The sequence below is a fragment of the Streptomyces violens genome (genome assembly GCF_000717745.1).
Lineage (GTDB): Bacteria > Actinomycetota > Actinomycetes > Streptomycetales > Streptomycetaceae > Streptomyces > Streptomyces violens.
Genome location: NZ_JOBH01000010.1, coordinates 172,930 through 198,274, shown reverse-complemented (window position 1 = coordinate 198,274; position 25,345 = coordinate 172,930). Strand labels below are relative to the sequence as shown.

The window sequence follows — 25,345 nt, the reverse complement described above, 5'->3', positions numbered from 1 at the left end:
GACGCGGACGCCTGCGGCGTCGATGACACCGAGGCGTCCGAGACGTCCGTGACCACCAGCACGCCGCCGCCCCCGCCCCGGCGGGCCCGGCGCCGGATCGCCGCGGTCATCAGCGTCATCGGCGAGCTGCTGATCACGGCAGGCGTGGTCATGGGCCTCTTCGTCGCCTACTCGCTGTGGTGGACCAACGTCCTCGCCGAGCGTGCGGCGCACCACCAGGGTGACCAGGTGCGGCAGCACTGGGCGAAGTCCAAGAGTCCGGAGCAGAAGGGGCTGGACACCAAGGACGGCATCGGCTTCCTGCACGTCCCCGCGATGAAGAACGGCGAGGTGCTGGTCAAGAAGGGCACCAGCAGCAAGGTCCTCAACGACGGGGTGGCCGGCTACTACACCGACCCCGTGAAGTCCGCGCTGCCGCAGGACAAGACGGGTAACTTCACGCTCGCCGCGCACCGGGACGGGCATGGCGCCAAGTTCCACAACATCGACAAGCTGAAGAAGGGCGACGCGGTCGTCTACGAGTCGCAGGACACCTGGTACGTCTACAAGGTCTTCGCGACGCTGCCGCAGACCTCCAAGTACGACGTCGGCGTGCTGGAGAAGACCCCCAAGGCGTCCGGCAAGCGCAAGCCGGGCCGCTACATCACCCTGACGACCTGCACGCCGGTCTACACCTCCACCTACCGCTACATCGTGTGGGGCGAGCTGGTCCGCACCGAGAAGGTGGACGCCGACCGCACCCCGCCGAAGGAACTGCGCTAGAGCGCAGGCGTACGCGAGAGGGCCCGGGGCAATGTGCCCCGGGCCCTCTTCGTTGTGCCGACTGCCGTCGGCTCAGTGCTTGTCGCGGCCCCAGCCGCCGACGCCGCCGAAGAAGCCGCCGTCGTCCCCGCCGTCTTCCCCGTTGCCGGGCATCGTCGTGAGGTTGATCGGCGTGTTCTTGGCGACCTCAGTGCCGGCCACCGGGTCGGAGACCACGACGGTCGCCTTGTCGTCCTGCGGCCCGGTGATGTTGCCGACCGCGAGACCCATGTCGGTGAGGGTCTTCTTGGCGTCCTTGAGCTTCTGGTTGGCCAGGTCGGGGACCTGGACCTTCTCGGCCGCCTTGGCGACGGTCAGGGTGATCGTGGAGCCGTTCTCGGCCTGGCTGCCGCCGGCCGGGTCCTGCGACAGCACGGTGTCGGCCGGCTGGTCGGACTCCTGGTCGGTGCGAGCCACCTCGAAGCCCAGGTCGGTGAGCTGCTTCTGCGCCTGGTCGAAGGGCTTGTTGGTGACGTCGGGCACCGAGGTCTTCGGCTTGGCAGCCGCGACGGTCAGGGTGATCGTCTTGTCCTTGGCGGCCTCGGTCTGGCTCTCGGGGTTCTGCCGGATGACCTTGCCGGGGGTCTGGTCGGACTGCTCCGTCGTCTGCTGGACGTCTGTGAAGCCCTTGCTCTCCAGAATCGACTTGGCCTTGTCGAAGGTGTAACCCAGGACGTCCGGCACGGTCACCTTGGCCGGCCCGGTGCACATCGTGACCGTGACCGAGTCGCCCTTGCCGATGGTCGCCGGGGGCTTCGGGGTCTGCTTGGTGACCTGGCCCTTCTTGACGTTGTCGCAGGTCTTGCTGCCGCCCCTGACCACCTCGAAGTCGCCGTTGCGGCCGGCTTCCTTGGCCTCGGAGAGGGTCTTGCCGACCAGGCTGGGCACGTCGAGGTCGCCGTCGGTCTTGCCGCCGCTGAACATCGCCTTGCCGATGAAGATCGCGCCGATCAGTACCAGGACCGCCGCCAGGATCAGCAGGATCGTGGAGGTGCGGTTCTTCTTCTGGCCGCGGCGCCGGTCCGGGCGGTCGTCGTAGCCGTAACCGCCGTCATCGGGGTTGACCGGCGGCAGCATGGACGTGGCGCCCGCCGAGTCCTGCGGTCGCAGCGGTGCGGTGGGCTGGTCCTGGTCGTAGCCGACGGCGCCGAGCGCCGCGGTGGCCGCGACCGGCTGCCCGTCCAGCGCCGCCTCGATGTCGGCGCGCATCTCGTCCGCCGACTGATAGCGGTAGTCCGGGTCCTTGACCAGCGCCTTGAGGACGATGGCGTCCATCTCGGGCGTGATCTCGGAGTCGAAGTTGCTCGGCGGCTGCGGCTCCTCCCGTACGTGCTGGTAGGCGACCGCGACCGGTGAGTCGCCGATGAACGGCGGCCGCACGGTCAGCAGCTCGTACAGCAGACAGCCCGTGGAGTACAGGTCGGAGCGGGCGTCGACGGTCTCGCCCTTGGCCTGCTCCGGGGAGAGGTACTGCGCGGTACCGATCACCGCGGCGGTCTGCGTCATCGTCATGCCGGCGTCACCCATCGCGCGGGCGATGCCGAAGTCCATGACCTTGACCTGGCCGGTGCGGGTGAGCATGACGTTGGCGGGCTTGATGTCACGGTGGACGATGCCCGCCCGGTGCGAGTACTCCAGCGCCTGGAGCACACCGATGGTCATCTCCAGGGACCGCTCGGGCAGCAGCTTGCGGCCGGAGTGCAGCAGCTCACGCAGCGTGGAACCGTCGACGTACTCCATCACGATGTACGGGATCGAGACGCCGTCGACGTAGTCCTCGCCGGTGTCGTAGACCGCGACGATGGACGGGTGGTTCAGCGAGGCGGCCGACTGGGCCTCCCGGCGGAACCGGGCCTGGAACGACGGATCGCGGGCGAGGTCCACGCGCAGCGTCTTCACAGCGACGGTGCGCCCCAGACGGGTGTCATGGGCGAGGTAGACCTCGGCCATGCCGCCGCGGCCGAGCACCGAGCCCAGCTCGTACCGGCCGCCGAGGCGACGCGGCTCTTCCATAGCTACTCCAGCCCTCTCCGTTGATCCCGACCGCACCTGTGTGTGGTCCGGCGGTGTGCTGTTCGGGCATACCGTACCCGGCACGCCTGACGCGGCCCGGCCGCGGCCGCTACCTGATATGCGACCGGTATGGGCGTGACCGCCGTCACTGGTTGCCGTCGAGTACCGCCTCCATGACCCGCTTGGCGACGGGGGCCGCGAGCCTGCCACCTGCGATGTCGCTGCGCAGGGCGTCGGATCCCTCGATGACCACGGCGACGGCCACCGGGGTGCCCTTGTCGGTCTTCGCGTAGGAGATGAACCAGGCGTACGGGTTGTCCTTGTTGTTCTCGCCGTGCTGGGCCGTACCGGTCTTACCGCCGACCGTGACGCCCGGGATCTGCGCGTTGGTGCCGGTACCGGTCTTGACGACCGTCTCCATCATTTCCTGCAGCTTCTGCGCGTTCTCCGGCTTCAGCGGCTCGCTGAGCTTCTCCGGCTGCTGCTGCTGGATGACGTTGAGGTTCGGCGCGACCAGCTTGTCGACCATGTACGGCTTCATCAGCGTGCCGCCGTTGGCGACGGCCGAGGCGACCATGGCCATCTGCAGCGGCGTGGCGCGGTTGGACGCCTGGCCGATGCCGGCCATGGCGTTCTGCGGCCGGTTGTCCTCGGGGTAGACGCTGGCGTCGGCGCGGACCGGCGTGAAGTGCTCGTCGTTGAAGCCGAACTTGTCGGCTTCCTCGATCATTTTCTTGTTGCCGAGGTCGGCGCTGATCTTGCCGAAGACGGTGTTGCAGGACCAGCGCAGCGCCTCGCGCAGGCTGGCGTTCTCGCACGGGATGTTGCCCTCGTTCGGCAGCGGAATGCGGGTGTCGGGCAGCGTCCAGGGCAGCGGGGACTTCGTCGGCGCGTCGATGTCGGTGTAGAGGCCGTTCTCCAGCGCCGCGGCCGCGGTGACCACCTTGAACGTGGAGCCGGGCGGGTAGGTCTGGCGCAGCGCCCGGTTCAGCATCGGGTCGTCCGCGTTGTTCTTCTTCTGCAGCCCGATGTACGCCTTGGCGTCCTTGTCGCTCATCCCGGCGAAGCTGGACGGGTCGTAGGACGGGGTGGAGGCCAGCGCCAGGATCGCGCCGGTCTCCGGGTTGACGGCCGCGACCGCGCCCTTCTGCTTGCCGAGCCCGTCGAAGGCGGCCTTCTGGGCCTTGGCGTTCAGGGTCGTGACGACGTCACCGCCCTGCTGCTTCTCACCGGTGAACATGTCCACCGTGCGGCTGAAGAAGAGCTTGTCGTCGGTGCCGGTGAGGACCGGGTCGTACAGCTTCTCCAGCTGGTTCGCGTCGAACGCCTGCGAGGCGTACCCGGTGACCGGCGCCCACATGGGGCCGTCCTTGTAGGTCCGCTTGTACTTGAAGTCGCCGCTGTCCGTGGTGGTCGAGCCGGTCACGGGCTTGTCGCCGACGATGATGTTGCCGCGCGGGATGCTGTACCGCTCGATGGCCACCCGGCGGTTGTGGGAATCGTTCTTCAGTTCGTCGGCCTGGACGAACTGCACCCAGTTGACGCGGATGAGCAGGGCGAGGACGAGCAGGCCGCAGAAGATCGCGACCCGGCGCAGGGGCTTGTTCACGGTCGGACCACCTGGGTCATCTCGGCGTCGGTGGAGGGAGCGGGGGCCGGGGCCGGGCGGCGCGCGGTGTCGCTGATCCGGAGCAGGATCGCGACGAGCGCCCAGTTGGCGATGACGGACGAACCGCCCTGTGCCAGGAACGGCATGGTCATACCGGTCAGCGGGATCAGCCCCGTGACACCGCCGGCGACGACGAAGACCTGCAGCGCGAACGCGCCGGACAGGCCGACGGCCAGCAGCTTGCCGAACGGGTCGCGGGCGGCCAGCGCCGTACGGATGCCGCGCTCGATCAGCAGGCCGTAGAGCAGCAGGATGGCCATGACTCCGGCCAGGCCCAGCTCCTCGCCGACAGTGGCGAGGATGTAGTCGCTCTTCGGCGCGATACCGCCGATGAGGCGGGAGTAGCCCTGCCCGAGGCCCGACCCGAGGATGCCGCCGGAGCCGAAGGAGTACATCGCCTGCGCGGTCTCGGTGACGCCGCCGTTCAGCAGTTCCAGGGGGTTGAGCCAGTTGTGCACACGGGTCTGCACGTGGGACTCGAAGGTGGCCACGGCGACCGCGCCGGCGCCGCTGAGCAGCAGACCGAAGACGATCCAGCTGGTCCGCTCCGTCGCGACGTACAGCATGATCACGAAGAGGCCGAAGAACAGCAGCGAGGTACCGAGGTCGGTCTCGAAGACCAGGATCATCAGGCTCAGCGCCCAGATGACCAGGATCGGACCGAGGTCACGGCCGCGCGGCAGGTACAGGCCCATGAAACGGCGGCTGGCCAGGGCCAGCGCGTCCCGCTTCACCATCAGGTACCCGGCGAAGAAGATCGCGATGATGATCTTCGCGAACTCGCCCGGCTGCAGCGAACCCACGCCCGGGATCGTGATCCAGATGCGGGCACCGAAGCGGGCCGGGAAGAACACCGGCAGGATCAGCAGAACCAGCGCCACCACCATCGAGATGTAGGTGTAGCGCTGCAGGACACGGTGGTCCTTCAGGAAGATCAGTACGCCCAGGAACAGCGCGACGCCGAGCGTGGACCACATCAGCTGTCCCGGAGCCATCGCCCCGCCCAGCTGCGGCGTGGTGATCTGCGGCTCCTGGTCCAGGCGCCAGATGAACACCAGGCCCAGCCCGTTCAGCAGCGTGGAGACCGGGAGCATCAGCGGGTCCGCGTACGGGGCCCACTTGCGCACGACGAGGTGCGCGACGCCCGCCAGCAGGCCGAGGCCCAGCGCGTAGCCGAGCACGCCGGCGGGGACCGTGTCCTCCTTGGCGAGCCCGACGTTGATGTAGGCGAACACCGGGATGATCACGGCGAAGACGAGCAGCGCCAGTTCGGTGTTCCGGCGGCTCGGGGCTCCGATCGTCCCGATGGTGGTGGTGTTGCTGGTACTGCTCATGAGATCAACTGCCCCCTACGCCCTCACTGCTGGGTGCTGCAATTCTTCTCCAGCCGCTGCTGCTCCGCTGAGGGGGAGTTGCTGGTGGACGGCGTGGGAGTGGGGCTCGCGCTGTCCGTCGCGCTGCCCGGCCCGGCCGTGGAACCCGGCTTGGCGGTCGCGCTCGGCTTCGTACCGGCGGTGCCGCCGGCCTGGCGCTCGCTCTTCTTGCGGGCGGCCTCGCGCTCCGCGGCCTCCCGCTGCTGCAGGGACTTGCACGCGCCGGCCTGCTTGCCGAGCTCGCCGACCTTGACCAGTGCCTGGTTCCGGCTGTCGACCGCGATCGTCTCCTCGACCTGCTTGCGCTGGTAGGCGGGCAGGTACTTGAGTTCGATCTCGGGATGGTCCTGATCGATCTTGTTCATGGAGAACCACGCCAGGTCCTGGCTGATGCCCTGGTACAGGGCCACATGCCCGCCCTTGGCACCCACGAAGTACTGCGACTGCGTCCAGCGGTAACCCGCATACAGTCCACCGCCGACCACGGCCAGGCACAGCGCGACGATCAGCGTCGGTTTGATCCACCGGCCGCGCCGCCGCGGCTGCGCGTAGTCCTCGTCGACGAACGCGCCGTACGCGCCCTGCGGCGGCACCGTCTCCGCGGGGCCGCTTCCGGGCGGGCCGAAGCCGCCGGCCGGCTGCGGGGGCACGTCGCCCCGCCCACCGCGCCCCAGCTCGGCCGCGCGGCCCGCCGGGGTGTGCAGGGCGCCGTCGTCGTACTGGTGCTGGTTCTCCGCGACCGCGCCGACGATCACCGGGGTGTCGTTGAGCTGCCCGGCGAGGGTGTCGGTGTCATCGACGTTCAGTACGTCGGCGACGATGCAGGTGATGTTGTCCGGGCCGCCGCCGCGCAGCGCGAGCTGGATCAGCTCCTGCACGGTCTCGTGCGGGCCCTGGTAACTGGCGAGGGTGTCCTCCATCGTCTGATGGCTCACCACCCCCGACAGCCCGTCCGAGCAGATGAGGTACCGGTCCCCGGCTCGCACCTCTCTGATGGAGAGGTCGGGCTCGACGTGGTCACCGCTGCCCAGCGCGCGCATCAGCAGCGACCGCTGCGGGTGCGTCGTGGCCTCTTCCTCGGTGATCCGGCCCTCGTCGACCAGCCGCTGCACCCACGTGTGGTCCTGCGTGATCTGCGTCAGCACGCCGTCGCGCAGCAGGTACGCGCGCGAGTCGCCGACGTGGACGAGACCGAGCCGCTGCCCGGTCCACAGCAGGGCGGTCAGGGTCGTACCCATGCCCTCCAGCTGCGGGTCCTCCTCGACCATGACGCGCAACTGGTCGTTCGCGCGCTGCACGGCCGTGCCGAGCGAGGTGAGGATGTCCGAGCCGGGCACGTCGTCGTCGAGCTGGACGAGCGTGGAGATGACCTCGGAGGAGGCGACCTCGCCGGCGGCCTGGCCGCCCATGCCGTCGGCGATGGCGAGCAGGCGGGGGCCGGCGTATCCGGAGTCCTCGTTGCCTTCCCGGATCATGCCCTTGTGGGATCCCGCGGCAAAGCGCAGTGACAGACTCATGCGCACCTCGCCCGTCGGCTCGGGGTACAGCCGGTCTCGCGCCACACTGCCCACCCTCCGGTCGGGAGCGCGCAGTGGCCGGCCGAGTGGACCGCCGCGGCTCGCTCGCTCCGCTCGCTCATTGTCGTACTACTTCCGCAGCTCGATGACGGTCTTGCCGATGCGGATCGGGGCTCCGAGCGGGATCGGCGTCGGCGTCGTCAGCCGGGTCCGCTCGAGGTACGTACCGTTCGTGGACCCGAGGTCCTCGACGATCCACTGGCCGTCACGGTCCGGGTAGATCCTGGCATGCCGGCTGGAGGCGTAATCGTCGTCCAGCACGATCGTGGAGTCGTGGGCCCGGCCCAGGCTGATGGTCTGGCCCTGCAGGGCGACCGTCGTGCCCGTGAGGGTCCCTTCGGAGACCACCAGCTTGGTGGGAGCGCCGCGGCGCTGGCGGCTGTTGCCGCCGCGTCCGCTCTCCTGGCGACGCTGCGCCTGCGGCGGTGCCGCCGTCTGCCGCTGTGCGCCTCGCTGCTCCTGGCCCCCGCGACGGGCGGCACCGCGCTGTGTGACGCGCGTGCCGAACAGATCGCTGCGGATGACCTGTACGGCCACGATGACGAACAGCCACAGTACGGCGAGGAAACCCAACCGCATGACCGTGAGGGTCAGCTCTGACATTGCCCCCGCTTCACCCTTCGGCTTGCCGGTAAACGATGGTGGTGCTGCCCACGACGATCCGCGAGCCGTCGCGGAGCGTAGCGCGGGTGGTGTGCTGCCCGTCCACCACGATGCCGTTCGTCGACCCGAGATCCTGGATCGAGGAAGGCGATCCGGCCCGGATCTCGCAGTGCCGACGCGAGACCCCCGGGTCGTCGATGCGCACATCGGCGTCGGTGCTGCGGCCGAGAACCAGCGTCGGACGCGAGATCTGGTGGCGGGTGCCGTTGATCTCGATCCAGCGCCGGGTCTGGGCCTGCGGCTGCGGGCCCGCTGTGGGGCGCGAGGCCGGCGGCGCACCGGGCGGCGGGGACGAGGGCATGGGGGGCGGGCCCACGTGTCCGCCGCCGGGCCGGCCGGCCCGGGCCGCGCCTGCACCCTGGGGTGCGGCGCCTCCCTGCTGCGACGTGCTGGCGGCGAGGGTACGGCTGCGCACGCGGTACAGGCCGGTGTCCAGGTCCTCGGCCTTCTCCAGGTGGACCTTGATGGCACCCATGAACGTGTAGCGCTGCTGCTTGGCGTAGTCCCGCACCATGCTGGACAGCTCGTCGCCGAGCTGTCCGCTGTAGGGGCTGAGGCGCTCGTAGTCCGGAGCGCTCAGTTCCACGATGAAGTCGTTGGGGACGACCGTCCGGTCGCGGTTCCAGATCGTGGCGTTGTTGTCGCACTCACGCTGGAGCGCGCCCGCGATCTCCACGGGCTGCACCTCGGACTTGAACACCTTGGCGAAGGTGCCGTTGACGAGGCCCTCGAGACGCTGCTCGAAGCGTTTCAGTACTCCCACGGGGCACCTCCTTCCTCAGTCTTCTTCAGGGTCGTCCCTGTACTGCTTACTGATCGTATCCACGCGTCGGGAAAACAGCTGGTTCCCCTTTCCCGCCTAGAGGACGAGTGTCGCCTCTCACAAGGTTGCCCACGCTCGCCGTTCGATGCTGACTGCGATCGTAGATGCGGCCGCACGACAGTGTCCCGCAACTGCCGAGCTCCCCGGGCGGGCGGGGCCGTTGAGGAGGCGCGCGGTGCACGGATGGACCTCCGTGGCGGGCGCCGTACTGACGCGACGGGGAGGATTGGATGTCCGCCGCGGGGCCGGGCGGGTGACGGCGCGGTGGACGGTACGGCTGACGCGTCCATGACCTGCGGGGCGGTGGCCTGCGGAGAACGGGTTCGAAGGCACCCCCGACAGCGTGCTAATGTTTTCCATGTCGAAAGGCGCTCCCGCCGAAGACCCGGACCGAACGGCCCGGATCCCCGGTGAGAGAATCGAGCGACAACACCCATGCGCGGGTGGCGGAATAGGCAGACGCGCTGGATTCAGGTTCCAGTGCCCGAAAGGGCGTGGGGGTTCAACTCCCCCCTCGCGCACAGAGGACCCCCGGTCCCGGAGAGATCCGGACCGGGGGTTTTTCGTTGTCCGAAACCGCGGCGGCGGGTGTGAGGCGTACCTCACACCCGCCGCCGCAATGCTCGGTACGGCTCAGGCGGCGACGCGCTCCGCCAGCTCCTTCGCCTTGATGACCGCCTCCTGCTGGGCCTTCTCGCGGGACTCCTCGAAGAGCGGGATCAACTCGGCCATCGCCGGGTTCGACGGCGCCATCGTCAGCTCGGGCACGATGAAGTCCACCTCGAAGCCGAACGCCCCGGTGAGCACGGCCTCCATGTAGTTCCGCGCGTACTCGAAGTCCTCGCGCGGGGTGCCCGGCGCGTAGCTGCCGCCGCGGCTGGCGACGACGACCGCGGGGGTGCCCTTGGCGGACGGCTCCGCACCGGCCGTGCGGCCCATGATGATCGTCTGGTCCAGCCACGCCTTCAGGGTCGAGGGGATCGTGAAGTTGTACATCGGCGCGGCGATCACGATCGCGTCCGCCTGCTCGATCTCCTCGGCGAGCTTCGTGCGCAGCGCGAAGGCGGCCTGCTGCTCCGGGGTGTGCGTCGCGGGGTCGCTGAAGCCGGCCGAGGCGGCGACGCCGTCGAGGTGCGGCAGCGGCTCGGCCGCCAGGTCGCGGTGGATGACCGTGCCGCCGGGGTGCTGCTCCTCCCAGGTCTTGCGGAAGACGGCGGTCACGGCACGGGAGGCGGAGACGCCCTCGGGCGAGACGGACGAGTCGATCAGCAGCAGCGTGGCCATGGTGAGCTCCTTAGTGGAAAACCGTACGTACCTATGGATACCACAGTCACTTACTTTTTTATAGCTCCCAACCGGAAAGCAGTACCCTGGTGTCATGGCGGATCACGGCGGAGAGGCATGCAAGCAGGTCGACAGCGGTATGACGCGCGTCTTCGGGCTGCTCGGAAAGCGCTGGACGGGGCTGATCGTGGCCACCCTGATGTCGGGCCCGGTGCACTTCGCCGACCTGCGGCGGGCGATCCCCGGAATCAGTGAGCGGATGCTCTCCGACCGGCTCGGGGAGCTGGGCTCGGCGGGCCTGGTGGTCCGCGAGGTCGACGCGGGCCCCCCGCTGCGCGTGGCGTACCGGCTGTCCCGGGCCGGCCTCGCCCTGGAGCCGGCGCTCAAGGAGCTCGCGCGCTGGGCGGAGACGTATCTGGCGGACGGGGGGCAGTGTCCGGAGCGGTTCCGGGACTGAGGGGGTTCCGGGGCTGCTTTGTCGTGGGGGTGCGGCCTGGTCAGCCGAGGCACTGCTGGGCTTCGTTGTAGCGCAGCAGGTACGCGGCGAAGCGCTCCAGGTCCGCGTCGTCCCAGTCGGCGAGCCGGTCGGTGAACGCCTGGCGGCGCTGTGCGCCGGCGCTGGCGAGTACCTGCGCGCCGAGCTCGGTGGGGTGCAGTACCTGTACGCGGTGGTCGTCCGGGTCGACGCGGCGCTCGACGAATCCGAGCCTCTCCAGTGCGGAGATCTGCCGGCTGACCGTGGACTTGTCCAGCAGGTAGTGTGCGGCGAGATCGGTGGCGCGGCAGCCCTTCTGGTCCTCCAGATGGGCGAGGAGGGTGTACGAGACGAGCGAGAGCTCGGGGTGCATCCGGGCCGCGGTGGCGCGGGCTCGACGCGCGAAAGCGGTCAGCTCCTGCTGGATGATGCCGACGGAGTCGTCTCGCTGAGCCACGGTCGCTGCCTTTCTTCCTGTTCGTTGCATAGTACAACCCGAATTGTGCTGCTTTCCGTCGGCAGGGCCGAGGCCGGGTGGGATGGTGGTCACCCCGCCTCGCCAGAAGACGCGGACCCGACCGGAGGGACCCTGATGGACACGGTGCGGCTTCCGCACGTCGGCGGTTTTGCGCGGCGTGGTGACGACGGGCCGGGGCCGAAGGCCGCCGGCAAGGCGCTGCGGGAGACGGTTCCGCGGTCCGCGCACGGTGAGCCGGCCTTCGGGGCCGGCCGCCCGGGCGCCGTGGCGGCTGTGGAGGAGTCCAACGCCGGCCGGCTGCCGGAGCTGGTCCCGATACGGGTCGGCCGGATGGCGGCGTCGCCGTTCGCGTTCCTGCGTGGCTCGGCCGGGCTGATGGCCTACGACCTGATGACCACGCCCGTCACCGGCATCGCGGCGCAGATCTGCGGCGACGCGCACGCCGCGAACTTCGGGCTGTACGCCGACGCCCGCGGCCGGCTCGTCATCGACCTGAACGACTTCGACGAGACCCTGCGGGGGCCGTGGGAGTGGGACCTGAAGCGGCTCGTGACCTCGCTCGTCCTGGCGGGCCGCGAGGCGGGCGCCGACGAGGACGCCTGCCGGGACGCGGCGCGGGACGCGGCGGGCGCGTACCGCCGCACGATGCGGCTGCTGGCGCGGATGCCCGCGGCGGACGCGTGGCAGGCCATCGTGGACGAGGACCTGGTCTCGCACGCCGACGCGCGTGACCTGGTGGGCACGCTGGAGCGGGTGATGGAGAAGGCGCGCAAGAACACCAGCGCGCGCTTCGCCGCGAAGTCGACCGAGGCGGTACCGGACGACGGTGGCGCGGCACCGGGCGGAGGGCGGGCCGGCGTCCGGCGGCAGTTCGTCGACGCGCCGCCCGTGCTGCGGCGGGTGCCGGACGCGGAGGCCGCCGCGGTGGTGTCGGCGCTCGCCGGGTACCTGCGGACGCTGCCCGACGACCGGCTGCCGCTGCTGTCCAGGTACGCGGTGCACGACGTGGCCTTCCGCGTCGTCGGGACGGGCAGCGTGGGCCTGCGGTCGTATGTCGTCCTGCTGCTGGATCACCGGGGGGAGCCGCTGGTGCTGCAGGTGAAGGAGGCGCGGGCTTCCGCGCTCGCGCCGTACGTGCAGAAGGCCGGGTTCGAGGTGGCGCCCGTGGAGCACGAGGCGCGCCGGGTGGTGCTGGGCCAGAAGCGGATGCAGGTCGTGAGCGACATGCTGCTGGGGTGGACGACGGTGTACGACGCGGGGGCCGCTGCGGGCGGGCGCCGGGAGGGGCTGCCCTTCCAGGTGCGGCAGTTCCGTAACCGCAAGGGCAGCGTGGACCCGGCGGCGCTGCCGGCGGACCAGCTCGACGACTACGCGCGGATGACCGGTGCGCTGCTGGCCAGGGCCCATGCGCACAGCGCCGATCCGCGGCTGGTCGCCGGGTACTGCGGCAAGAACGCGGCCCTGGACGAGGCGCTGGCCTCCTTCGCGGTGGCGTACGCGGACCGTACGGAGGCCGACCACGAGGAGCTGGTCACGGCGGTGCGCAACGGGCGGCTGGCCGCAGAGCCGGGAGTGTGAGCCGGGCCTTAGGGTGGCCGGGTGACGAACTCGCAAGCGCAGAACGGGCAGGACGGCCAGGAAGCCGCAGGCGGTGCGGGCCCGGAGGGCCCGGCGGCCGGCGGCTCCGAAGGGCGGGCAGTGGGCGGCACCGCCCGGCTGGCGCAGGCCGTGCGGGCGGCCGAGCAGGCACTGATCGAGTTCGAGATCGCGGTGGAGACCTTCCGGGTGGAGGTGGAGAACTTCTCGCGCCTGCACCACCAGCGGCTCGGTCCGATGTACTCGCGGCTGGACGAGCTGGACGCGCAGATCGCGGAGGCCGTCGCGGCACGGTCGGGCGATCCGGAGGACGTGCGCAAGGCGCAGGAGCTCCGTGCCGCCGTGCTGCCGATGCCGGGTGTGGAGGAGCTGTTCCACGGCTGGATGGGTTCCGAGGGGCTGTGGCCCGAGGCGCAGGCCATGCTGACGGACCAGCCCGTGCGCCCGCCGCAGAAGGTGCGGCCGAGCGAGGAGGCCCGCAAGGTGTTCCGGGACCTGGTGCGCAAGGCGCATCCGGATCTGGCGCAGGACGAGGCGGAGCGGGAGCGCCGGGACGCGTTCATCTCGCGGGTCAACGCCGCGTACGCGGTCGGTGACGAGGCAGCGCTGCGCGAGCTGGCGGCGGAGTGGGAGGCCGGCCCGGTCCCGCAGGAGCGGCAGCTGAGCGAGAGCGAGGAGCTGTACGCGCGGCTGGAGTGGCTGGCCACGCGCAAGGAGATGCTGACGGCGGTCGCCGCGGAGCTGGAGGAGAGCGCGATCGGCCAGATGCTCAAGATGGCGCCGGAGGACCCGGACGCGCTGCTGGAGCAGATCGCCGAGAAGCTGCTGGCCGATGTGGCGGAGCGCGAGGAGCGGCTGACTCAGCTGGTCGGATAGCGCGGGCGGCGTGCGGGGAGGCCGGTCGGGTAGCGTCGGGGTCATGCATTTTGCTTCTGTGCCCACGGTCGGTGTCGACGAGCTCTCGCCGGCGGATTTCCTGCTGGACGTGCGTGAGGACGACGAGTGGGAGGCCGGGCACGCCGAGGGTGCCCTGCACATCCCGATGAGTGACTTCGTCGCGCGCTACGCCGAGCTGACGGAGAAGGCGCCCGAGGGCGGCAAGGTGTACGTACTGTGCCGGGTCGGCGGCCGTTCGGCGCAGGTTACGCAGTACCTGGTCCAGCAGGGCGTCGACGCGGTGAACGTCGAGGGCGGGATGCAGTCCTGGGAGGCAGCTGGACGTCCGGTGGTCACCGACCAGGGCGGAGCGGGCACGGTCATCTGACCGTCGGCCCAAGGCTTTTCGCGGCGGCGCTCTGTTTCACGTGAAACGTGAAGCGGGGCGCCGCCGTTGTACTGCCGGGCTCAGCCCAGTGCGTGAGCGGCCAACAGGTCTCCCAGGGCCTCCTCGTGGGCCGGGGCCGGGCCGAGTGCGAGTTCCAGTTGCTTGGCCCAGGCGTGGTAGCGGTGCAGCGGGTAGTCGGTGTCGGCGCCGAATCCACCGTGGAGGTGCTGCGCGGTCTGTACGACGCGCCGTACCCCCTCCGCGGCCCAGATCTTGGCCACGGCGACGTCTCCGGCCGGGGGCAGGGCGCCGGGTGCGCCGGTACTGATGCGCCAGGCGGCCTGCCACAGGGTGGCTTCCATGGCCCGCAGGTCGATGTACCGGTCGGCGGCCTGCACGGCGACGGCCTGGAACGTGGCGACCGGGTGCCCGAACTGTTCGCGGGTACCGGTGTATTCGGCGGTCATGGCGAGCACCCGCTCGCCGAGCCCGAGCGCCTGGGCGCAGGTGCCGACGGTGAGGAGCTGCCGCAGCCGTTCCCAGGCCGCGGGGTCGGTGATCACCTCGCGTGCGGTGAGCCGTACGGCGTCCAGCCGGACCTCGGCGTACCGCTCTCCGTTGGTGGAGATCTGCTCGGCGAGGGTGACGCCCGGGTGGTCGCAGGGGACGAGGGCGAGGACGGCGCTGCCGTCGCGGGTGTGTGCCGGCAGGAGGAGGCGGTCCGCGCTGTGCGCCCAGGGCACGGCGCTGTGGATGCCGTCCAGCGTCCAGTGCGCGTCCTTCTCGTGTGCCTCGACGGCCAGTTCGGCCGGTTCGTGTCCGGTGCGTCCGGTGCCGGCGACGGTGACGATAAGCTCGCCGCGGCCGATGCGGGGGAGCGTCTCCTCGCGCAGGTCGGGGGCGGCGTATGTCTGCAGGGCGAGTGCGGCGGCGCCGGTCTCCAGCAGCGGTACCCGGGTGAGGACCTTGGCGGCTTCGCGCAGGACGAGGCAGAGCGCGACGGGGTCGAGCCCCGACCCGCCGTACGCGGGGTCGAGCACCAGGCTGAGCAGGTCGGCGTCGGCCAGCGTGCGCCACAGGCCGCGGTCGAGGTCGTCGGCGACGGCTCCGGTGGTGAGAGCGGGCGACGGGACGGTGTCGGGGGCGACTCCGGAGAAGACGGCCCCGGCCGCCTCGGCGGCCGCCTGCTGTTCCTCGGTGAAGGTGAAGTCCACTGGCTGTCCTTCCGCACGCACCGTTGGGGGCCCTGCAAGGTAGAACAGGTTGCAGGAATTGGGAATGGCGACGGCCGCCCCAGGACGGTCCGGCGGAGCTTGCGGCGACGGCCGGGAAGGTGTCGAGGCTGTGCACAACCGGGGGAACGCTGTCGCTGCGCACGTGGCCTGGGTACGGTTCCGTGGCGGGATGGAGCCGCACAGGACCGGGGAACGGGGCAGGAATGCAGTCATACGCGGACGAAACGCGACCACCACAGGTGTCGCCCGTCACCGCGCTCTCTCTTCCTTCGCGGATCGTGGTGGCGACCGCAGCGGGCGGCATCGCGATCGCCGCCCTGGTCCACATCGCGATGATGTTCCTGCACGTCGCCCCGTCCAACACGGTCACCAAGGCGCACGGCGAGGCCGTCAGCGACTACGTCTACCCGGAGTACGAACAGAACTGGAAGCTGTTCGCGCCCAATCCGCTGCAGCAGAACATCTCCGTACAAGTACGGGCGGAAATACGCCCCGGCGACGGCGGCAGTGCCCGTAGGACCGGCTGGACCGACCTGACCGCGCTCGACGGCCGGGCCATCCACCACAATCTCTTCCCCAGTCACACGCAGCAGAACGAACTGCGCCGCGCCTGGGAGTCGTTCGTCGGCTCGCACGACGCGCAGAACCGCCCGAACGGCGTCCGCGGTGAGCTGACCGAACGCTATCTGCGGCGGATCGCGATGGGCCGCCTCGGCGCGGAATGGACGGCGCACGGCGGCACGGTCGACCGGATGGAGTTCCGCTCGGTGACGACTCCTGTCGGGCCGCCGCCGTGGAGCAGCGAGAAGATCAGTGACAAGCCCGTGTACCGGGTGCTGCCCTGGTGGCCGGTCACCGTCGACGACGTGCCCGAGGGGGCGAGCAACCAGTGAGCACGCACTCCACGGAGCCTCAGCACGTGAGCGATGACCGCGGTGCCGACGCGCAGGACTACGTCGTGCAGGACACCTGGATAGAGCGCGCGGTCGGCCGCGGGTTCGCCCGTGTCACGGCCGGCCCGATGGCCCCGTACCAGACCGCCGTGATCCGTATCGGCTTCGCCGCGACCTGGCTGTTCTTCCTGCTGCGCGAGTGGCCGCACCGCCATGAGCTGTACGGGCCGGACGGCGTCTGGAGCCTGGACATGGCTCGCCGGCTCCTCGGGAACAACGGCGCGTTCTCCGTGCTGGTCTGGTCCGACGGCCGCGGCTGGTTCGAGCTCGTGTACGCGCTGGCCATGATCTCCAGCGCGCTGCTGATGCTCGGCTGGCGCACCCGCACCATGTCCGTGCTGTTCATGATCGGCGTGCTGTCGCTGCAGAACCGCAGCGTCTTTCTCGGGGACGGCGGCGACAACGTCATCCACCTGATGTCGATGTATCTGGTCCTGACCCGCTGCGGGCAGGTCTGGTCGCTGGATGCCCGGCGCGCGCGACGGACGCCGGCGGCAGGTGGCGATGGGACGCCTGGCCGGGACGTGACCGGCGTACTGCTGTGGTCCGTCCTCGGGCTGGTCCTCGCGCTCGCCCAGCTCATGGGGCTGCACGGGCTGGAGTGGACGGCCGACGGGCCGTTCCCGCACGTGGGCTGGGGTCTGGCGCTGTGGGGGCTGTGGCTGGCGCACGGCGCGTGGTGGTGGGTGCGGCGCTACGCGCCGGGCGAGCCGCGTACGGTCCTCAACACCCTCGCCGACCTCGCGCACAACGGCGCGCTGCTGGTCATCATGGTCGAGGTCTGCCTGATCTACGCCACGGCCGGCTGGTACAAGATCCAGGGCAACCGCTGGCAGGACGGCACCGCCGTCTTCTACCCGATGCACCTGGACTACTTCTCGCCGTGGCCCGAGCTGTCGGCGCTGCTCGCGAGCAGCGGGCTGGTGGTCATGCTGGTCACCTACGGCACGGTGATCGTGCAGGTCGCCTTCCCCTTCACGGTCTTCAACCGGCGCGTGAAGAACGTCCTTCTGGTGGCGATGATCCTGGAGCACCTGTCGATCGCGGTGCTGCTCGGGCTGCCGTTCTTCTCCCTCGCGATGGTGGCGGCGGACGCGGTCTTCCTGCCGACGAACTTCCTGCGGTGGCTCGGCGCCCGGGTGGCAGCCGTACGCGACCGGCTGCTTCCGGGCGGTGCGGCGCGGGTCTCGTCGGGCGGGGTGTCCGGCGGGGCATCCGCAACGGCGTCCGGGGCGGTGGCTGACGCGGCTTCCGGAGCGGCGGCTGCCGCGGCGGGCGACGCAGCGGGTGACCAGGGGAACCCGGCCGGTGGGCCGGGGGCTCGTACGCGGGAGTCCGGCGGTGGCCATACGCTCGTGGGGTGAGCAGCGAGAAAACCGCCCCCGGCAGCGGTACGGACACCACCGGCAGCGGTCAGGACACCACCGGCGGCGGCCCGGAGGGCCACGGCCGGCGCACCACCGGCCCGGCGACGATCCTCCCCGACGAGTCCGCCCGGACCGCCGAGCCCGTCCAGTACGACGAGGGCTTCGCGACCGTGGTCGGCGTGGGGCCGCACCCGGAGCCCTGGCCGCAGGACGAGCGGTACGACCCCGATCTGCTCGCGCACGGTGACCGGCGCAACGTCGTCGACCAGTACCGCTACTGGACCCGCGAGGCGATCGTCGCCGACCTGGACACCCGCCGCCACGACTTCCACGTGGCCGTGGAGAACTGGGGCCACGACTTCAACATCGGCTCGGTCGTCCGCACCGCCAACGCCTTCCTGGCCAAGGAGATCCATATCGTCGGCCGGCGGCGCTGGAACCGGCGGGGCGCGATGGTGACCGACCGCTACCAGCACGTGCGCCATCACCCCGACACCGCGGACCTCACCGCCTGGGCGGCCGCCGAGGGGCTGCCGATCATCGGGATCGACAACCTCCCCGGCGCCGTCCCGCTGGAGACCACGGAACTGCCGCGGCGGTGCGTGCTGCTCTTCGGGCAGGAGGGGCCGGGGCTGACCGAGGAGGCCCGCACGCACGCCTCGATGGTCTGCTCGATCGCGCAGTTCGGCTCGACCCGCTCGATCAACGCGGGGGCGGCCGCCGCCATCGCCATGCACGCCTGGATCGGCCGCCACGCCCACATCGAGCCGCCCGCCTAGGACGCGCCTCAGGCGCTCACGCCTGGCGTCGCACCTCCACCGTCCGGAACCGGTTGGCCACGAACGCCGCGTCGCACAGCGCCGCGTTCGCCGCCGGATTGCCGCCGGAGCCGTGGAAGTCGGAGAACGCCGCGGTCTGGTTGACGTACACCCCGCCCGTGAGGTTCAGCGAGAGCTGGGCGCACTCCTCCAGACAGGCGTCCTCGACCAGGCGCTCCACCTCCGGCGAGGTGGTGTACGCGCCGACGGTCATCGCGCCCTTGTCGCGCAGCGTGCGGCGCAGCAGCTCCACCGCCTCCGGCGCGGAGTCCACGGCGACGGCGAAGGAGACCGGGCCGAAGCACTCCGAGAGGAAGGGCGGTTCGGCGTCCGCGGCCTCCCACTGCTTCCGCTCGCCGTCGGCCTTGACCATCACCGGCGTACGGACCGTGGCGCCGGGGAACTCCGGGTGGGTCACCTCGCGGGAGGCCAGCGCGACCTCGCCGAGCTCGGGGGCTGCCGTGATACGCCCGGCCACCTGCGGATTCACGATCGCGCCCAGCAGGGCGTTGGCGCGGGCGTCGTCGCCGAGGAGGCCCTGGACGGCGCCCGCGAGGTCGTCGACCACCTCGTCGTACGTCTTCGGTCCGGCGTCCGTGCTGATGCCGTCCCGGGGAATGAGGAGGTTCTGCGGGGTGGTGCACATCTGGCCGCTGTAGAGGGACAGCGAGAAGGCCAGGTTGCCGAGCATGCCCTTGTAGTCGTCGGTCGAGTCGATGACGACGGTGTTGACGCCGGCCTTCTCGGTGTACACCTGCGCCTGGCGGGCGTTCTCCTCCAGCCAGTCGCCGAAGGCGGTGGAGCCGGTGTAGTCGATGATGCGTACTTCGGGGCGGAGCGCGAGGATCTTGGCGAGGCCCTCGTCGGGGCGGTCCACGGCGAGCGCGACCAGATTCGGGTCGAAGCCGGCCTCGGCGAGCACCTCGCGCGCGACGCGGACGGTGAGGGCGAGCGGCAGGACGGCCCGCGGATGCGGCTTGACCAGCACGGGATTGCCGGTGGCCAGGGAGGCGAAAAGGCCCGGGTAACCATTCCACGTGGGGAAGGTGTTGCAGCCGATCAGCAGGGCGACGCCGCGCGGGACGGCCTGGAAGGTCTTGCTGAGCTCCAGCGGGTCGCGCTTGCCCTGCGGCTTGGACCAGGGGGCCTCGCCGGGCGTGCGGGTCTGCTCCGCGTACGCGTACGCCACCGCCTCCAGGCCGCGGTCCTGGGCGTGCGGCCCGCCGGCCTGGAACGCCATCATGAACGCCTGGCCGCTGGTGTGCATCACCGCGTGCGCGAACTCGTGGGTGCGGGCGTTGATCCGGGCCAGGATCTCCAGGCAGACCGCGGCGCGGGCCTCGGGTCCGGCGTCCCGCCAGGCCGGGATCGCGGCGCGCATGACCGGCAGCAGGACATCGGGGTCGGGATGCGGATACGTGATGCCCAGCTCGATGCCGTACGGCGAGATCTCCTCACCGGTCCAGCCGTCCGTGCCGGGCTGGTCCAGCTCGAAACGGGTGCCGCGGAGGGCCTCGAAGGCGGCCTTGCCCTCGGGCGCGGCGTCCTCGCCGTACGCCTTGGGGTGCTCCGGGTGCGGGGACCAGTACGCCCGGCTGCGGATGGTCTCCAGTGCCTGGTCGAGCGTGGGGCGGTGCTTCTCGATCAACTGCGTCGTGGTCGGGTCGGCGGCCATCGGGGACCAACTCCTCGTCGATCGGGGCTGGGAGCGGACGGGCATCGGGAGCTAGAGTAACCGAACGATCGGTCGGGGCAAGGGGGCCCGGAAAGCCTGTGGAAAACTCCGCCGGGGCGCCGGTCGTCACGGCGGGACGCGTGGGGCGGGAGCCCGCTCCGCGGCCGCCGGCCCCGTCCCGCTCCCTGGTCCGCTGTGCGGCCCCGTCCGGAAAGCTGCTGTAATCATGACCATGGCCAAGCGCGACACCTACACGCCCGATTCGCTGCTCGCGGTCGCCGTCGAGGTGTTCAACGAGCGCGGTTACGACGGCACGTCCATGGAGCACCTCTCCAAGGCGGCCGGCATCTCCAAGTCCTCGATCTACCACCACGTGCGCAGCAAGGAAGAGCTGCTGCGGCGGGCCATAAGCAGGGCGCTGGACGGTCTCTTCGGCGTCCTCCAGGAGCCGGGCGCGACCCAGGGGCGGGCGATCGAGCGGCTGGAGTACGTGACCCGGCGCGAGGTCGAGGTACTGATCGCGGAGCTGCCGTACGTGACGCTGCTGCTGCGGGTGCGGGGCAACACCGACACCGAGCGGTGGGCCATGGAGCGCCGCCGCGACTTCGACAACGAGGTCGCCGAGCTGCTGAAGGCGGCGGCCACCGAGGGAGACCTGCGCCCGGACGCCGACATCCGGCTGGCGACGAGGCTGCTCTTCGGCATGATCAATTCGATCGTGGAGTGGTACCGACCGGGCCGCGGCGGCTCGGCGAGCAGTGAGGAAGTGGCCGACGCGGTGGTCCGTACGGCCTTCGCGGGTCTGCGCAACGAAGGCTGACGCCGACGGGCCCCTGAGGGCCACGCCGCTCATGTCACCCCTCCGGTTCGAGATCCGTCTCCTCGAAGACCAGCAGCGTGCGGGTGCTCAGTACTTCCGGTATCGACTGGATGCGGGTGAGGACCAGCTCCCGCAGCGCCCTGTTGTCCTTCGTGTGGACCAGCAGCAGGACGTCGAAGTCCCCGCTGACCAGGGCGATATGTGCGGCGCCAGGGAGCGCCTGGAGCGCTTCGCGCACCGTGCGCCAGGAGTTCTGCACGATCTTCAGCGTGATGTACGCCGACGCGCCCTGACCCGCCCGCTCCTGGTCCACCCGGGCGCTGAAACCGCGGATGACGCCGTCGTCCAGCAGGCGGTTTATCCGGGCGTACGCGTTGGCCCGTGAGATGTGCACGCGGTCGGCCACGGACCGTATCGACGCCCGGCCGTCGGTCTGCAGCATGCGCAGGATGTCGCGGTCGACGGCGTCCAGTGGACGGACGGGGTGTCGTCCGGCGGGATTGACCATCTGTTCGTCCGACATGCCGTCCTGTCTCCCCTTGTTGGACGTCCTGACTCCATTCCAGGCTGTGCAGAACCGATTGTCCACAGGCTCGGCCCACCTGTAGCCAAAATGTGTCGGCAACCGAACAATCGGTAGGGAGGAGTCCGGCCCACCGGCCGGTCCCCCGTACCCGCAGTTTTCCCTCCAGCCGCCCGTCACCACCCCGTACGCGGCGCACAGCGCCACCCCTTCACCGAGGAGGTGCCCTCATGACGGTTCTCGAGCAGCCCGGCAGCAGCAGGCACGGCAGCACCGGGACCGGCGACCGCCCGGCCCCGCCGCCCGCCTGGCGGCCCCGCGTCGACCCCGGGCCCCTCCTGCCCGACGAGGAGCCGTACCGCCTGCTGGGCACGGACGCGGCGCGCGGGCTGGACGACGGCCTTCTCAAGCGGCTGTACGAGCAGCTGGTCAGCGGCCGCCGGTACAACACCCAGGCCACCGCCCTCACCCGCCAGGGCCGGCTCGCCGTCTACCCCTCCTCCACCGGCCAGGAGGCGTGCGAGGTGGCCGCCGCGCTCGTCCTGGAGGAGCGCGACTGGCTCTTCCCCAGTTACCGCGACACCCTCGCCGCCGTCGCCCGCGGCCTGGACCCCGTACAGGCGCTCACCCTGCTGCGCGGCGACTGGCACACGGGGTACGACCCGCGGGAGCACCGCGTGGCGCCGCTGTGCACCCCGCTCGCCACCCAGCTCCCGCACGCCGTGGGCCTCGCGCACGCTGCCCGCCTCAAGGGGGACGACGTCGTCGCGCTCGCCATGGTCGGCGACGGCGGCACGAGCGAGGGCGACTTCCACGAGGCGCTGAACTTCGCGGCCGTATGGCAGGCGCCGGTCGTCTTCCTGGTCCAGAACAACGGCTTCGCGATCTCCGTCCCGCTCGCCAAGCAGACGGCCGCACCCTCGCTCGCCCACAAGGCGGTGGGATACGGCATGCCCGGGCGGTTGGTCGACGGGAACGATGCGCCCGCGCTCCACGAAGTGCTCGGCGAGGCGGTGGCGCGAGCGCGCCGCGGCGGCGGCCCCACGCTGGTCGAGGCCGTGACGTACCGCATGGAGGCGCACACCAACGCCGACGACGCCACCCGCTACCGCAGCGACGCCGAGGTCGAGACCTGGCGCGGCCACGACCCGATCACCCTGCTGGAGCGCGAGCTGGCCGGGCGGGACCTGCTGACGCCCGAGTACGTGAGCGCCACGAAGGACGCGGCGGAGGAGCTGGCCGGCGCGCTGCGCGAGCGGATGAACGCGGACCCGGCGCTGGACCCGATGGACCTCTTCGACCACGTGTATGCCGCGCCGACCGGCCAACTGCGCGAGCAGGCAGACCTGTTGCGGGCCGAGATCGCAGCGGAAGGGGAGCACTGATGAGCACCGCAGTCGCCGCCGGGAGCACGACCGCGACCGAGCGCAGGCCCGCCACGATGGCGCAGGCCCTCACCCGGGCGCTGCGCGACGCCATGGCCGAGGACCCCACCGTCCATGTGATGGGCGAGGACGTCGGGCAGCTCGGTGGTGTCTTCCGGATCACCGACGGGCTCGCCAAGGAGTTCGGCGAGGACCGCTGCACCGACACCCCGCTCGCCGAGGCCGGCATCCTCGGCACGGCGGTCGGCATGGCGATGTACGGCCTGCGGCCCGTGGTGGAGATGCAGTTCGACGCGTTCGCCTACCCCGCGTTCGAGCAGCTCGTCAGCCATGTGGCGCGGATGCGCAACCGTACGCGGGGCGCGCTCCCGATGCCGCTGACGATCCGCATCCCGTACGGCGGCGGGATCGGCGGCGTCGAGCACCACAGCGACTCCTCCGAGGCGTACTACATGGCCACGCCCGGCCTCCAGGTGCTCGCCCCGGCGACGGTCGCCGACGCGTACGGGATGCTGCGGGCCGCGATCGCCTCCGACGACCCGGTGGTCTTCCTGGAGCCCAAGCGGCTGTACTGGTCCAAGGCCGACTGGTCCCCCGAGGAGCCGGCGCCCGTCGCTCCCCTAGGGCGCGCGGAGATCCGCCGCCCCGGGAGCAGCGCCACGCTGCTCACGTACGGGCCGTCGCTGCCGGTGTGCCTGGAGGCGGCCGAGGCGGCGCGCGAGGAGGGCTGGGACCTGGAGGTGCTGGACCTGCGCTCTCTGGTGCCGTTCGACGACGAGACGGTGTGCGCGTCGGTGCGGCGCACGGGGCGCGCGGTCGTCGTCCACGAGTCCACCGGCTTCGGCGGTCCCGGAGGGGAGATCGCCGCCCGGATCACCGAGCGCTGCTTCCATCACCTGGAGGCCCCCGTGCTGCGGGTGGCCGGCTTCGACATCCCGTATCCGCCGCCGATGCTGGAGCGGCACCACCTGCCCGGCGTCGACCGGGTACTGGACGCCGTGGCGCGCCTGCAGTGGGAGTCCGACTGGACCGGGGGCGGCACCGAGGGGAGTGGTGCGTGATGGCCGTAGTACGCGAGTTCCCGCTGCCCGACCTGGGCGAGGGGCTGACCGAGGCGACCATCGTGCGCTGGCTGGTCGAGGTGGGCGAGGTTGTCGCCATCGACCAGCCGGTGGTGGAGGTCGAGACGGCCAAGGCGATGGTCGAGGTGCCGTGCCCGTACGGCGGCGTCGTCACGGCCCGGATGGGCGCGGAGGGCGACGAAGTGCCGGTCGGCGCACCGTTGGTGACGGTCGCGGTGGGGGCGTCGCCGGACGCCGGGACCGAGCGCTCCACGGGCGGCGAGCGCGCCGGGGAGGCCGAGGGCTCGGGGAACGTACTGGTCGGGTACGGCACGAGCGCGCCGGCGGGGCGGCGGCGACGCGTACGGCCGTCGGATGCGGCCCGTACGACCGGTGCGGCCGTCGGCGGGTTCGTCAACGGCGTGAGCGACGCGCGGACGGCAGCCGGGGAGCCGGCAGTCGGGGAGACGGCCGCCGGGCAGGTGACGGTCCGGGAGGCAGCTGCCCCGGAGACAGCGGGCCGGGAGATGCCGCACGATGCGAGCGCGTCGGGGCCCGTGCCGGTGATCTCGCCGCTGGTGCGGCGGCTGGCGCGGGAGCACGGCGTGGACCTGCGCACGGTACGGGGGAGCGGCCCGGAGGGGCTGATCCTGCGGTCCGACGTCGAGCACGTGCTGCGCGGCGGGAAGCAGGCTGCGGCCGCCGCTCCCGCGGGGCCCGCTGCCGTGGCCCCGGAGGGTGCCGAGCGGGTGCCGCTGAAGGGGATGCGGGGCGCGGCGGCGGAGAAGTTCGCCCGCAGCCGGCGGGAGATCCCGGACGCGACCTGCTGGGTGGACGCGGACGCGACGGAGCTGCTGGCCGTCCGCCGCGCGATGAACGCGGGGCGCGGCGAGAAGGTGTCGCTGCTCGCGCTGCTTGCCCGGATCTGTACGGCGGCCCTCGCGCGGTATCCGGAGCTGAACTCCACCGTCGACACCGCGACGCACGAGATCGTCCGGCTGCCCGCCGTGCATCTGGGGTTCGCGGCGCAGACCGACCGCGGGCTGATCGTGCCGGTCGTCCGGGACGCGCACGCCCGTACGGTCGAGGGGCTCTCCGCCGAGATGGCGCGGCTCACCGAGACGGCGCGCGCGGGCCGGCTCGCGCCCGCCGAGCTGACGCACGGCACGTTCACCCTCAACAACTACGGCGTCTTCGGTGTCGACGGCTCCACGCCGATCATCAACCACCCCGAGGCCGCGATGCTCGGCGTCGGCCGGATAGCCGCCAAGCCCTGGGTGCACGAAGGGGAGTTGGCCGTGCGGCAGGTCGTACAGCTCTCGCTCACCTTCGACCACCGGGTGTGCGACGGCGGCACGGCGGGCGGCTTCCTGCGCTTCGTGGCGGACTGCGTGGAATCACCGGCGATTCTGTTGCGAGGGCTGTGAGAGGCACCACCGTGGGGGATGTGAGAGGCACCACGATCACGAACACCGGCACGGACGGGGTGTCG

23 protein-coding genes and 1 tRNA gene are annotated in these 25,345 nt (G+C 71.1%); 13 read left to right on the top strand and 11 right to left on the bottom strand.

Features of this window, described 5'->3' with window-relative positions; all coding sequences use genetic code 11:
* Positions 1-48: 48 nt before the first annotated feature.
* A complete protein-coding gene (locus tag IF04_RS0120105; RefSeq protein ID WP_030259366.1) occupies positions 49-762 on the top strand; it encodes a class E sortase in 714 nt (237 codons plus the stop codon).
* A 72-nt stretch (positions 763-834) separates the two neighbouring features.
* Here IF04_RS0120105 and pknB read toward each other — a convergent pair whose 3' ends face one another.
* The 6 genes from pknB to IF04_RS0120075 form a co-directional block, all read right to left on the bottom strand.
* On the bottom strand, positions 835-2,814 hold the full coding sequence (gene pknB, locus IF04_RS0120100; RefSeq protein WP_030259363.1) for a Stk1 family PASTA domain-containing Ser/Thr kinase: 1,980 nt from the start codon (positions 2,812-2,814) through the stop codon (positions 835-837).
* A 145-nt stretch (positions 2,815-2,959) separates the two neighbouring features.
* Entirely contained in the window at positions 2,960-4,423 is a 1,464-nt protein-coding gene (locus tag IF04_RS0120095) for a peptidoglycan D,D-transpeptidase FtsI family protein (RefSeq protein ID WP_030259360.1), read from the bottom strand.
* Positions 4,420-5,817, bottom strand: coding sequence for an FtsW/RodA/SpoVE family cell cycle protein (locus IF04_RS0120090; RefSeq protein WP_030259357.1), 1,398 nt, complete (start codon positions 5,815-5,817; stop codon positions 4,420-4,422). The genes IF04_RS0120095 and IF04_RS0120090 overlap by 4 nt, the downstream gene beginning before the upstream one ends.
* A gap of 23 nt (positions 5,818-5,840) precedes the next feature.
* The gene (locus IF04_RS0120085) at positions 5,841-7,373 is read right to left on the bottom strand and encodes a PP2C family protein-serine/threonine phosphatase (protein WP_211259836.1); all 1,533 of its coding nucleotides are present in this window, start codon (positions 7,371-7,373) and stop codon (positions 5,841-5,843) included.
* Between the two features lie 129 nt (positions 7,374-7,502).
* Complete coding sequence (locus IF04_RS0120080) at positions 7,503-8,036, bottom strand: FHA domain-containing protein FhaB/FipA (protein WP_030259350.1); 534 nt, start codon at positions 8,034-8,036, stop codon at positions 7,503-7,505.
* A 10-nt stretch (positions 8,037-8,046) separates the two neighbouring features.
* A complete protein-coding gene (locus IF04_RS0120075; protein ID WP_030259347.1) occupies positions 8,047-8,859 on the bottom strand; it encodes an FHA domain-containing protein in 813 nt (270 codons plus the stop codon).
* Positions 8,860-9,356: 497 nt separating this feature from the next.
* Between IF04_RS0120075 and IF04_RS0120070 the strand changes: the two genes are divergently transcribed.
* Positions 9,357-9,440: transfer RNA gene (locus tag IF04_RS0120070), tRNA-Leu, on the top strand.
* Positions 9,441-9,552: 112 nt separating this feature from the next.
* Here the strand turns inward: IF04_RS0120070 and IF04_RS0120065 are convergent.
* Entirely contained in the window at positions 9,553-10,203 is a 651-nt protein-coding gene (locus IF04_RS0120065; protein WP_030259343.1) for an FMN-dependent NADH-azoreductase, read from the bottom strand.
* 94 nt (positions 10,204-10,297) lie between these two features.
* Here IF04_RS0120065 and IF04_RS0120060 point away from each other — a divergent pair, with 94 nt between their 5' ends.
* Positions 10,298-10,660, top strand: coding sequence for a winged helix-turn-helix transcriptional regulator (locus tag IF04_RS0120060; RefSeq protein ID WP_030259340.1), 363 nt, complete (start codon positions 10,298-10,300; stop codon positions 10,658-10,660).
* A 40-nt stretch (positions 10,661-10,700) separates the two neighbouring features.
* Here the strand turns inward: IF04_RS0120060 and IF04_RS0120055 are convergent, their stop codons facing one another.
* Positions 10,701-11,135 carry a MarR family winged helix-turn-helix transcriptional regulator gene (locus IF04_RS0120055; protein WP_030259337.1) on the bottom strand — a complete coding sequence of 145 codons (435 nt, stop codon included), beginning with the start codon at positions 11,133-11,135 and terminating at the stop codon, positions 10,701-10,703.
* Positions 11,136-11,270: 135 nt separating this feature from the next.
* Between IF04_RS0120055 and IF04_RS0120050 the strand changes: the two genes are divergently transcribed.
* Genes IF04_RS0120050 through IF04_RS0120040 form a run of 3 tightly spaced genes read left to right on the top strand, consistent with a single transcriptional unit; the run spans position 11,271 to position 14,016 of the window.
* Complete coding sequence (locus IF04_RS0120050) at positions 11,271-12,734, top strand: DUF2252 domain-containing protein (protein ID WP_030259334.1); 1,464 nt, start codon at positions 11,271-11,273, stop codon at positions 12,732-12,734.
* Between the two features lie 21 nt (positions 12,735-12,755).
* Positions 12,756-13,628, top strand: a complete 873-nt coding sequence (locus tag IF04_RS0120045) for a J domain-containing protein (protein ID WP_030259331.1) — start codon at positions 12,756-12,758, stop codon at positions 13,626-13,628.
* 43 nt (positions 13,629-13,671) lie between these two features.
* Entirely contained in the window at positions 13,672-14,016 is a 345-nt protein-coding gene (locus tag IF04_RS0120040; RefSeq protein WP_037960024.1) for a rhodanese-like domain-containing protein, read from the top strand.
* Positions 14,017-14,096: 80 nt separating this feature from the next.
* On the opposite strand, the gene IF04_RS0120035 is transcribed toward IF04_RS0120040, so the two are convergent.
* Positions 14,097-15,230, bottom strand: coding sequence for an acyl-CoA dehydrogenase family protein (locus tag IF04_RS0120035; protein ID WP_030259324.1), 1,134 nt, complete (start codon positions 15,228-15,230; stop codon positions 14,097-14,099).
* Positions 15,231-15,454: 224 nt separating this feature from the next.
* On the opposite strand from IF04_RS0120035, the gene IF04_RS0120030 reads away from it, so the two are divergent.
* From IF04_RS0120030 to IF04_RS0120020, 3 genes are all read left to right on the top strand, one after another.
* Complete coding sequence (locus tag IF04_RS0120030; RefSeq protein ID WP_030259321.1) at positions 15,455-16,144, top strand: DUF5819 family protein; 690 nt, start codon at positions 15,455-15,457, stop codon at positions 16,142-16,144.
* Between the two features lie 128 nt (positions 16,145-16,272).
* Entirely contained in the window at positions 16,273-17,568 is a 1,296-nt protein-coding gene (locus tag IF04_RS0120025; RefSeq protein ID WP_245654459.1) for an HTTM domain-containing protein, read from the top strand.
* Positions 17,569-17,678: 110 nt separating this feature from the next.
* Positions 17,679-18,350 carry a TrmH family RNA methyltransferase gene (locus tag IF04_RS0120020; protein ID WP_030259314.1) on the top strand — a complete coding sequence of 224 codons (672 nt, stop codon included), beginning with the start codon at positions 17,679-17,681 and terminating at the stop codon, positions 18,348-18,350.
* A gap of 16 nt (positions 18,351-18,366) precedes the next feature.
* Here IF04_RS0120020 and paaN read toward each other — a convergent pair whose 3' ends face one another.
* Entirely contained in the window at positions 18,367-20,064 is a 1,698-nt protein-coding gene (paaN, locus tag IF04_RS0120015) for a phenylacetic acid degradation protein PaaN (protein WP_030259311.1), read from the bottom strand.
* A 226-nt stretch (positions 20,065-20,290) separates the two neighbouring features.
* On the opposite strand from paaN, the gene IF04_RS0120010 reads away from it, so the two are divergent.
* A complete protein-coding gene (locus IF04_RS0120010; RefSeq protein WP_030259308.1) occupies positions 20,291-20,884 on the top strand; it encodes a TetR/AcrR family transcriptional regulator in 594 nt (197 codons plus the stop codon).
* 34 nt (positions 20,885-20,918) lie between these two features.
* On the opposite strand, the gene IF04_RS0120005 is transcribed toward IF04_RS0120010, so the two are convergent.
* Positions 20,919-21,407: an Lrp/AsnC family transcriptional regulator gene (locus IF04_RS0120005; RefSeq protein WP_030259305.1), complete on the bottom strand. Its 489-nt coding sequence runs from the start codon at positions 21,405-21,407 to the stop codon at positions 20,919-20,921.
* A 230-nt stretch (positions 21,408-21,637) separates the two neighbouring features.
* Here IF04_RS0120005 and pdhA point away from each other — a divergent pair, with 230 nt between their 5' ends.
* The 3 genes from pdhA to IF04_RS0119990 are packed head-to-tail and all read left to right on the top strand — an operon-like array spanning position 21,638 to position 25,280.
* Entirely contained in the window at positions 21,638-22,792 is a 1,155-nt protein-coding gene (pdhA, locus tag IF04_RS0120000; protein ID WP_030259302.1) for a pyruvate dehydrogenase (acetyl-transferring) E1 component subunit alpha, read from the top strand.
* Positions 22,792-23,853 (top strand): alpha-ketoacid dehydrogenase subunit beta, encoded by a 1,062-nt coding sequence (locus IF04_RS0119995; RefSeq protein ID WP_030259297.1) that lies wholly within the window; start codon positions 22,792-22,794, stop codon positions 23,851-23,853. The genes pdhA and IF04_RS0119995 overlap by 1 nt, the downstream gene beginning before the upstream one ends.
* Positions 23,853-25,280 (top strand): dihydrolipoamide acetyltransferase family protein, encoded by a 1,428-nt coding sequence (locus tag IF04_RS0119990; protein ID WP_030259295.1) that lies wholly within the window; start codon positions 23,853-23,855, stop codon positions 25,278-25,280. Before IF04_RS0119995 ends, IF04_RS0119990 begins: the two co-directional genes overlap by 1 nt.
* The last annotated feature ends 65 nt before the right edge of the window (positions 25,281-25,345 follow it).

Bases quoted from the DNA above. Each gene is read 5' to 3' on its own strand.
- pknB (WP_030259363.1), bottom strand. From the start codon at position 2,814: ATGGAAGAGCCGCGTCGCCTCGGCGGCCGGTACGAGCTGGGCTCGGTG.
- IF04_RS0120090 (WP_030259357.1), bottom strand. From the start codon at position 5,817: ATGAGCAGTACCAGCAACACCACCACCATCGGGACGATCGGAGCCCCG.
- IF04_RS0120085 (WP_211259836.1), bottom strand. From the start codon at position 7,373: ATGAGTCTGTCACTGCGCTTTGCCGCGGGATCCCACAAGGGCATGATC.
- IF04_RS0120080 (WP_030259350.1), bottom strand. From the start codon at position 8,036: ATGTCAGAGCTGACCCTCACGGTCATGCGGTTGGGTTTCCTCGCCGTA.
- IF04_RS0120065 (WP_030259343.1), bottom strand. From the start codon at position 10,203: ATGGCCACGCTGCTGCTGATCGACTCGTCCGTCTCGCCCGAGGGCGTC.
- IF04_RS0120060 (WP_030259340.1), top strand. From the start codon at position 10,298: ATGGCGGATCACGGCGGAGAGGCATGCAAGCAGGTCGACAGCGGTATG.
- IF04_RS0120050 (WP_030259334.1), top strand. From the start codon at position 11,271: ATGGACACGGTGCGGCTTCCGCACGTCGGCGGTTTTGCGCGGCGTGGT.
- IF04_RS0120040 (WP_037960024.1), top strand. From the start codon at position 13,672: ATGCATTTTGCTTCTGTGCCCACGGTCGGTGTCGACGAGCTCTCGCCG.
- IF04_RS0120030 (WP_030259321.1), top strand. From the start codon at position 15,455: ATGCAGTCATACGCGGACGAAACGCGACCACCACAGGTGTCGCCCGTC.
- IF04_RS0120025 (WP_245654459.1), top strand. From the start codon at position 16,273: ATGGCCCCGTACCAGACCGCCGTGATCCGTATCGGCTTCGCCGCGACC.
- paaN (WP_030259311.1), bottom strand. From the start codon at position 20,064: ATGGCCGCCGACCCGACCACGACGCAGTTGATCGAGAAGCACCGCCCC.
- IF04_RS0120010 (WP_030259308.1), top strand. From the start codon at position 20,291: ATGACCATGGCCAAGCGCGACACCTACACGCCCGATTCGCTGCTCGCG.
- IF04_RS0120005 (WP_030259305.1), bottom strand. From the start codon at position 21,407: ATGTCGGACGAACAGATGGTCAATCCCGCCGGACGACACCCCGTCCGT.
- pdhA (WP_030259302.1), top strand. From the start codon at position 21,638: ATGACGGTTCTCGAGCAGCCCGGCAGCAGCAGGCACGGCAGCACCGGG.
- IF04_RS0119995 (WP_030259297.1), top strand. From the start codon at position 22,792: ATGAGCACCGCAGTCGCCGCCGGGAGCACGACCGCGACCGAGCGCAGG.
- IF04_RS0119990 (WP_030259295.1), top strand. From the start codon at position 23,853: ATGGCCGTAGTACGCGAGTTCCCGCTGCCCGACCTGGGCGAGGGGCTG.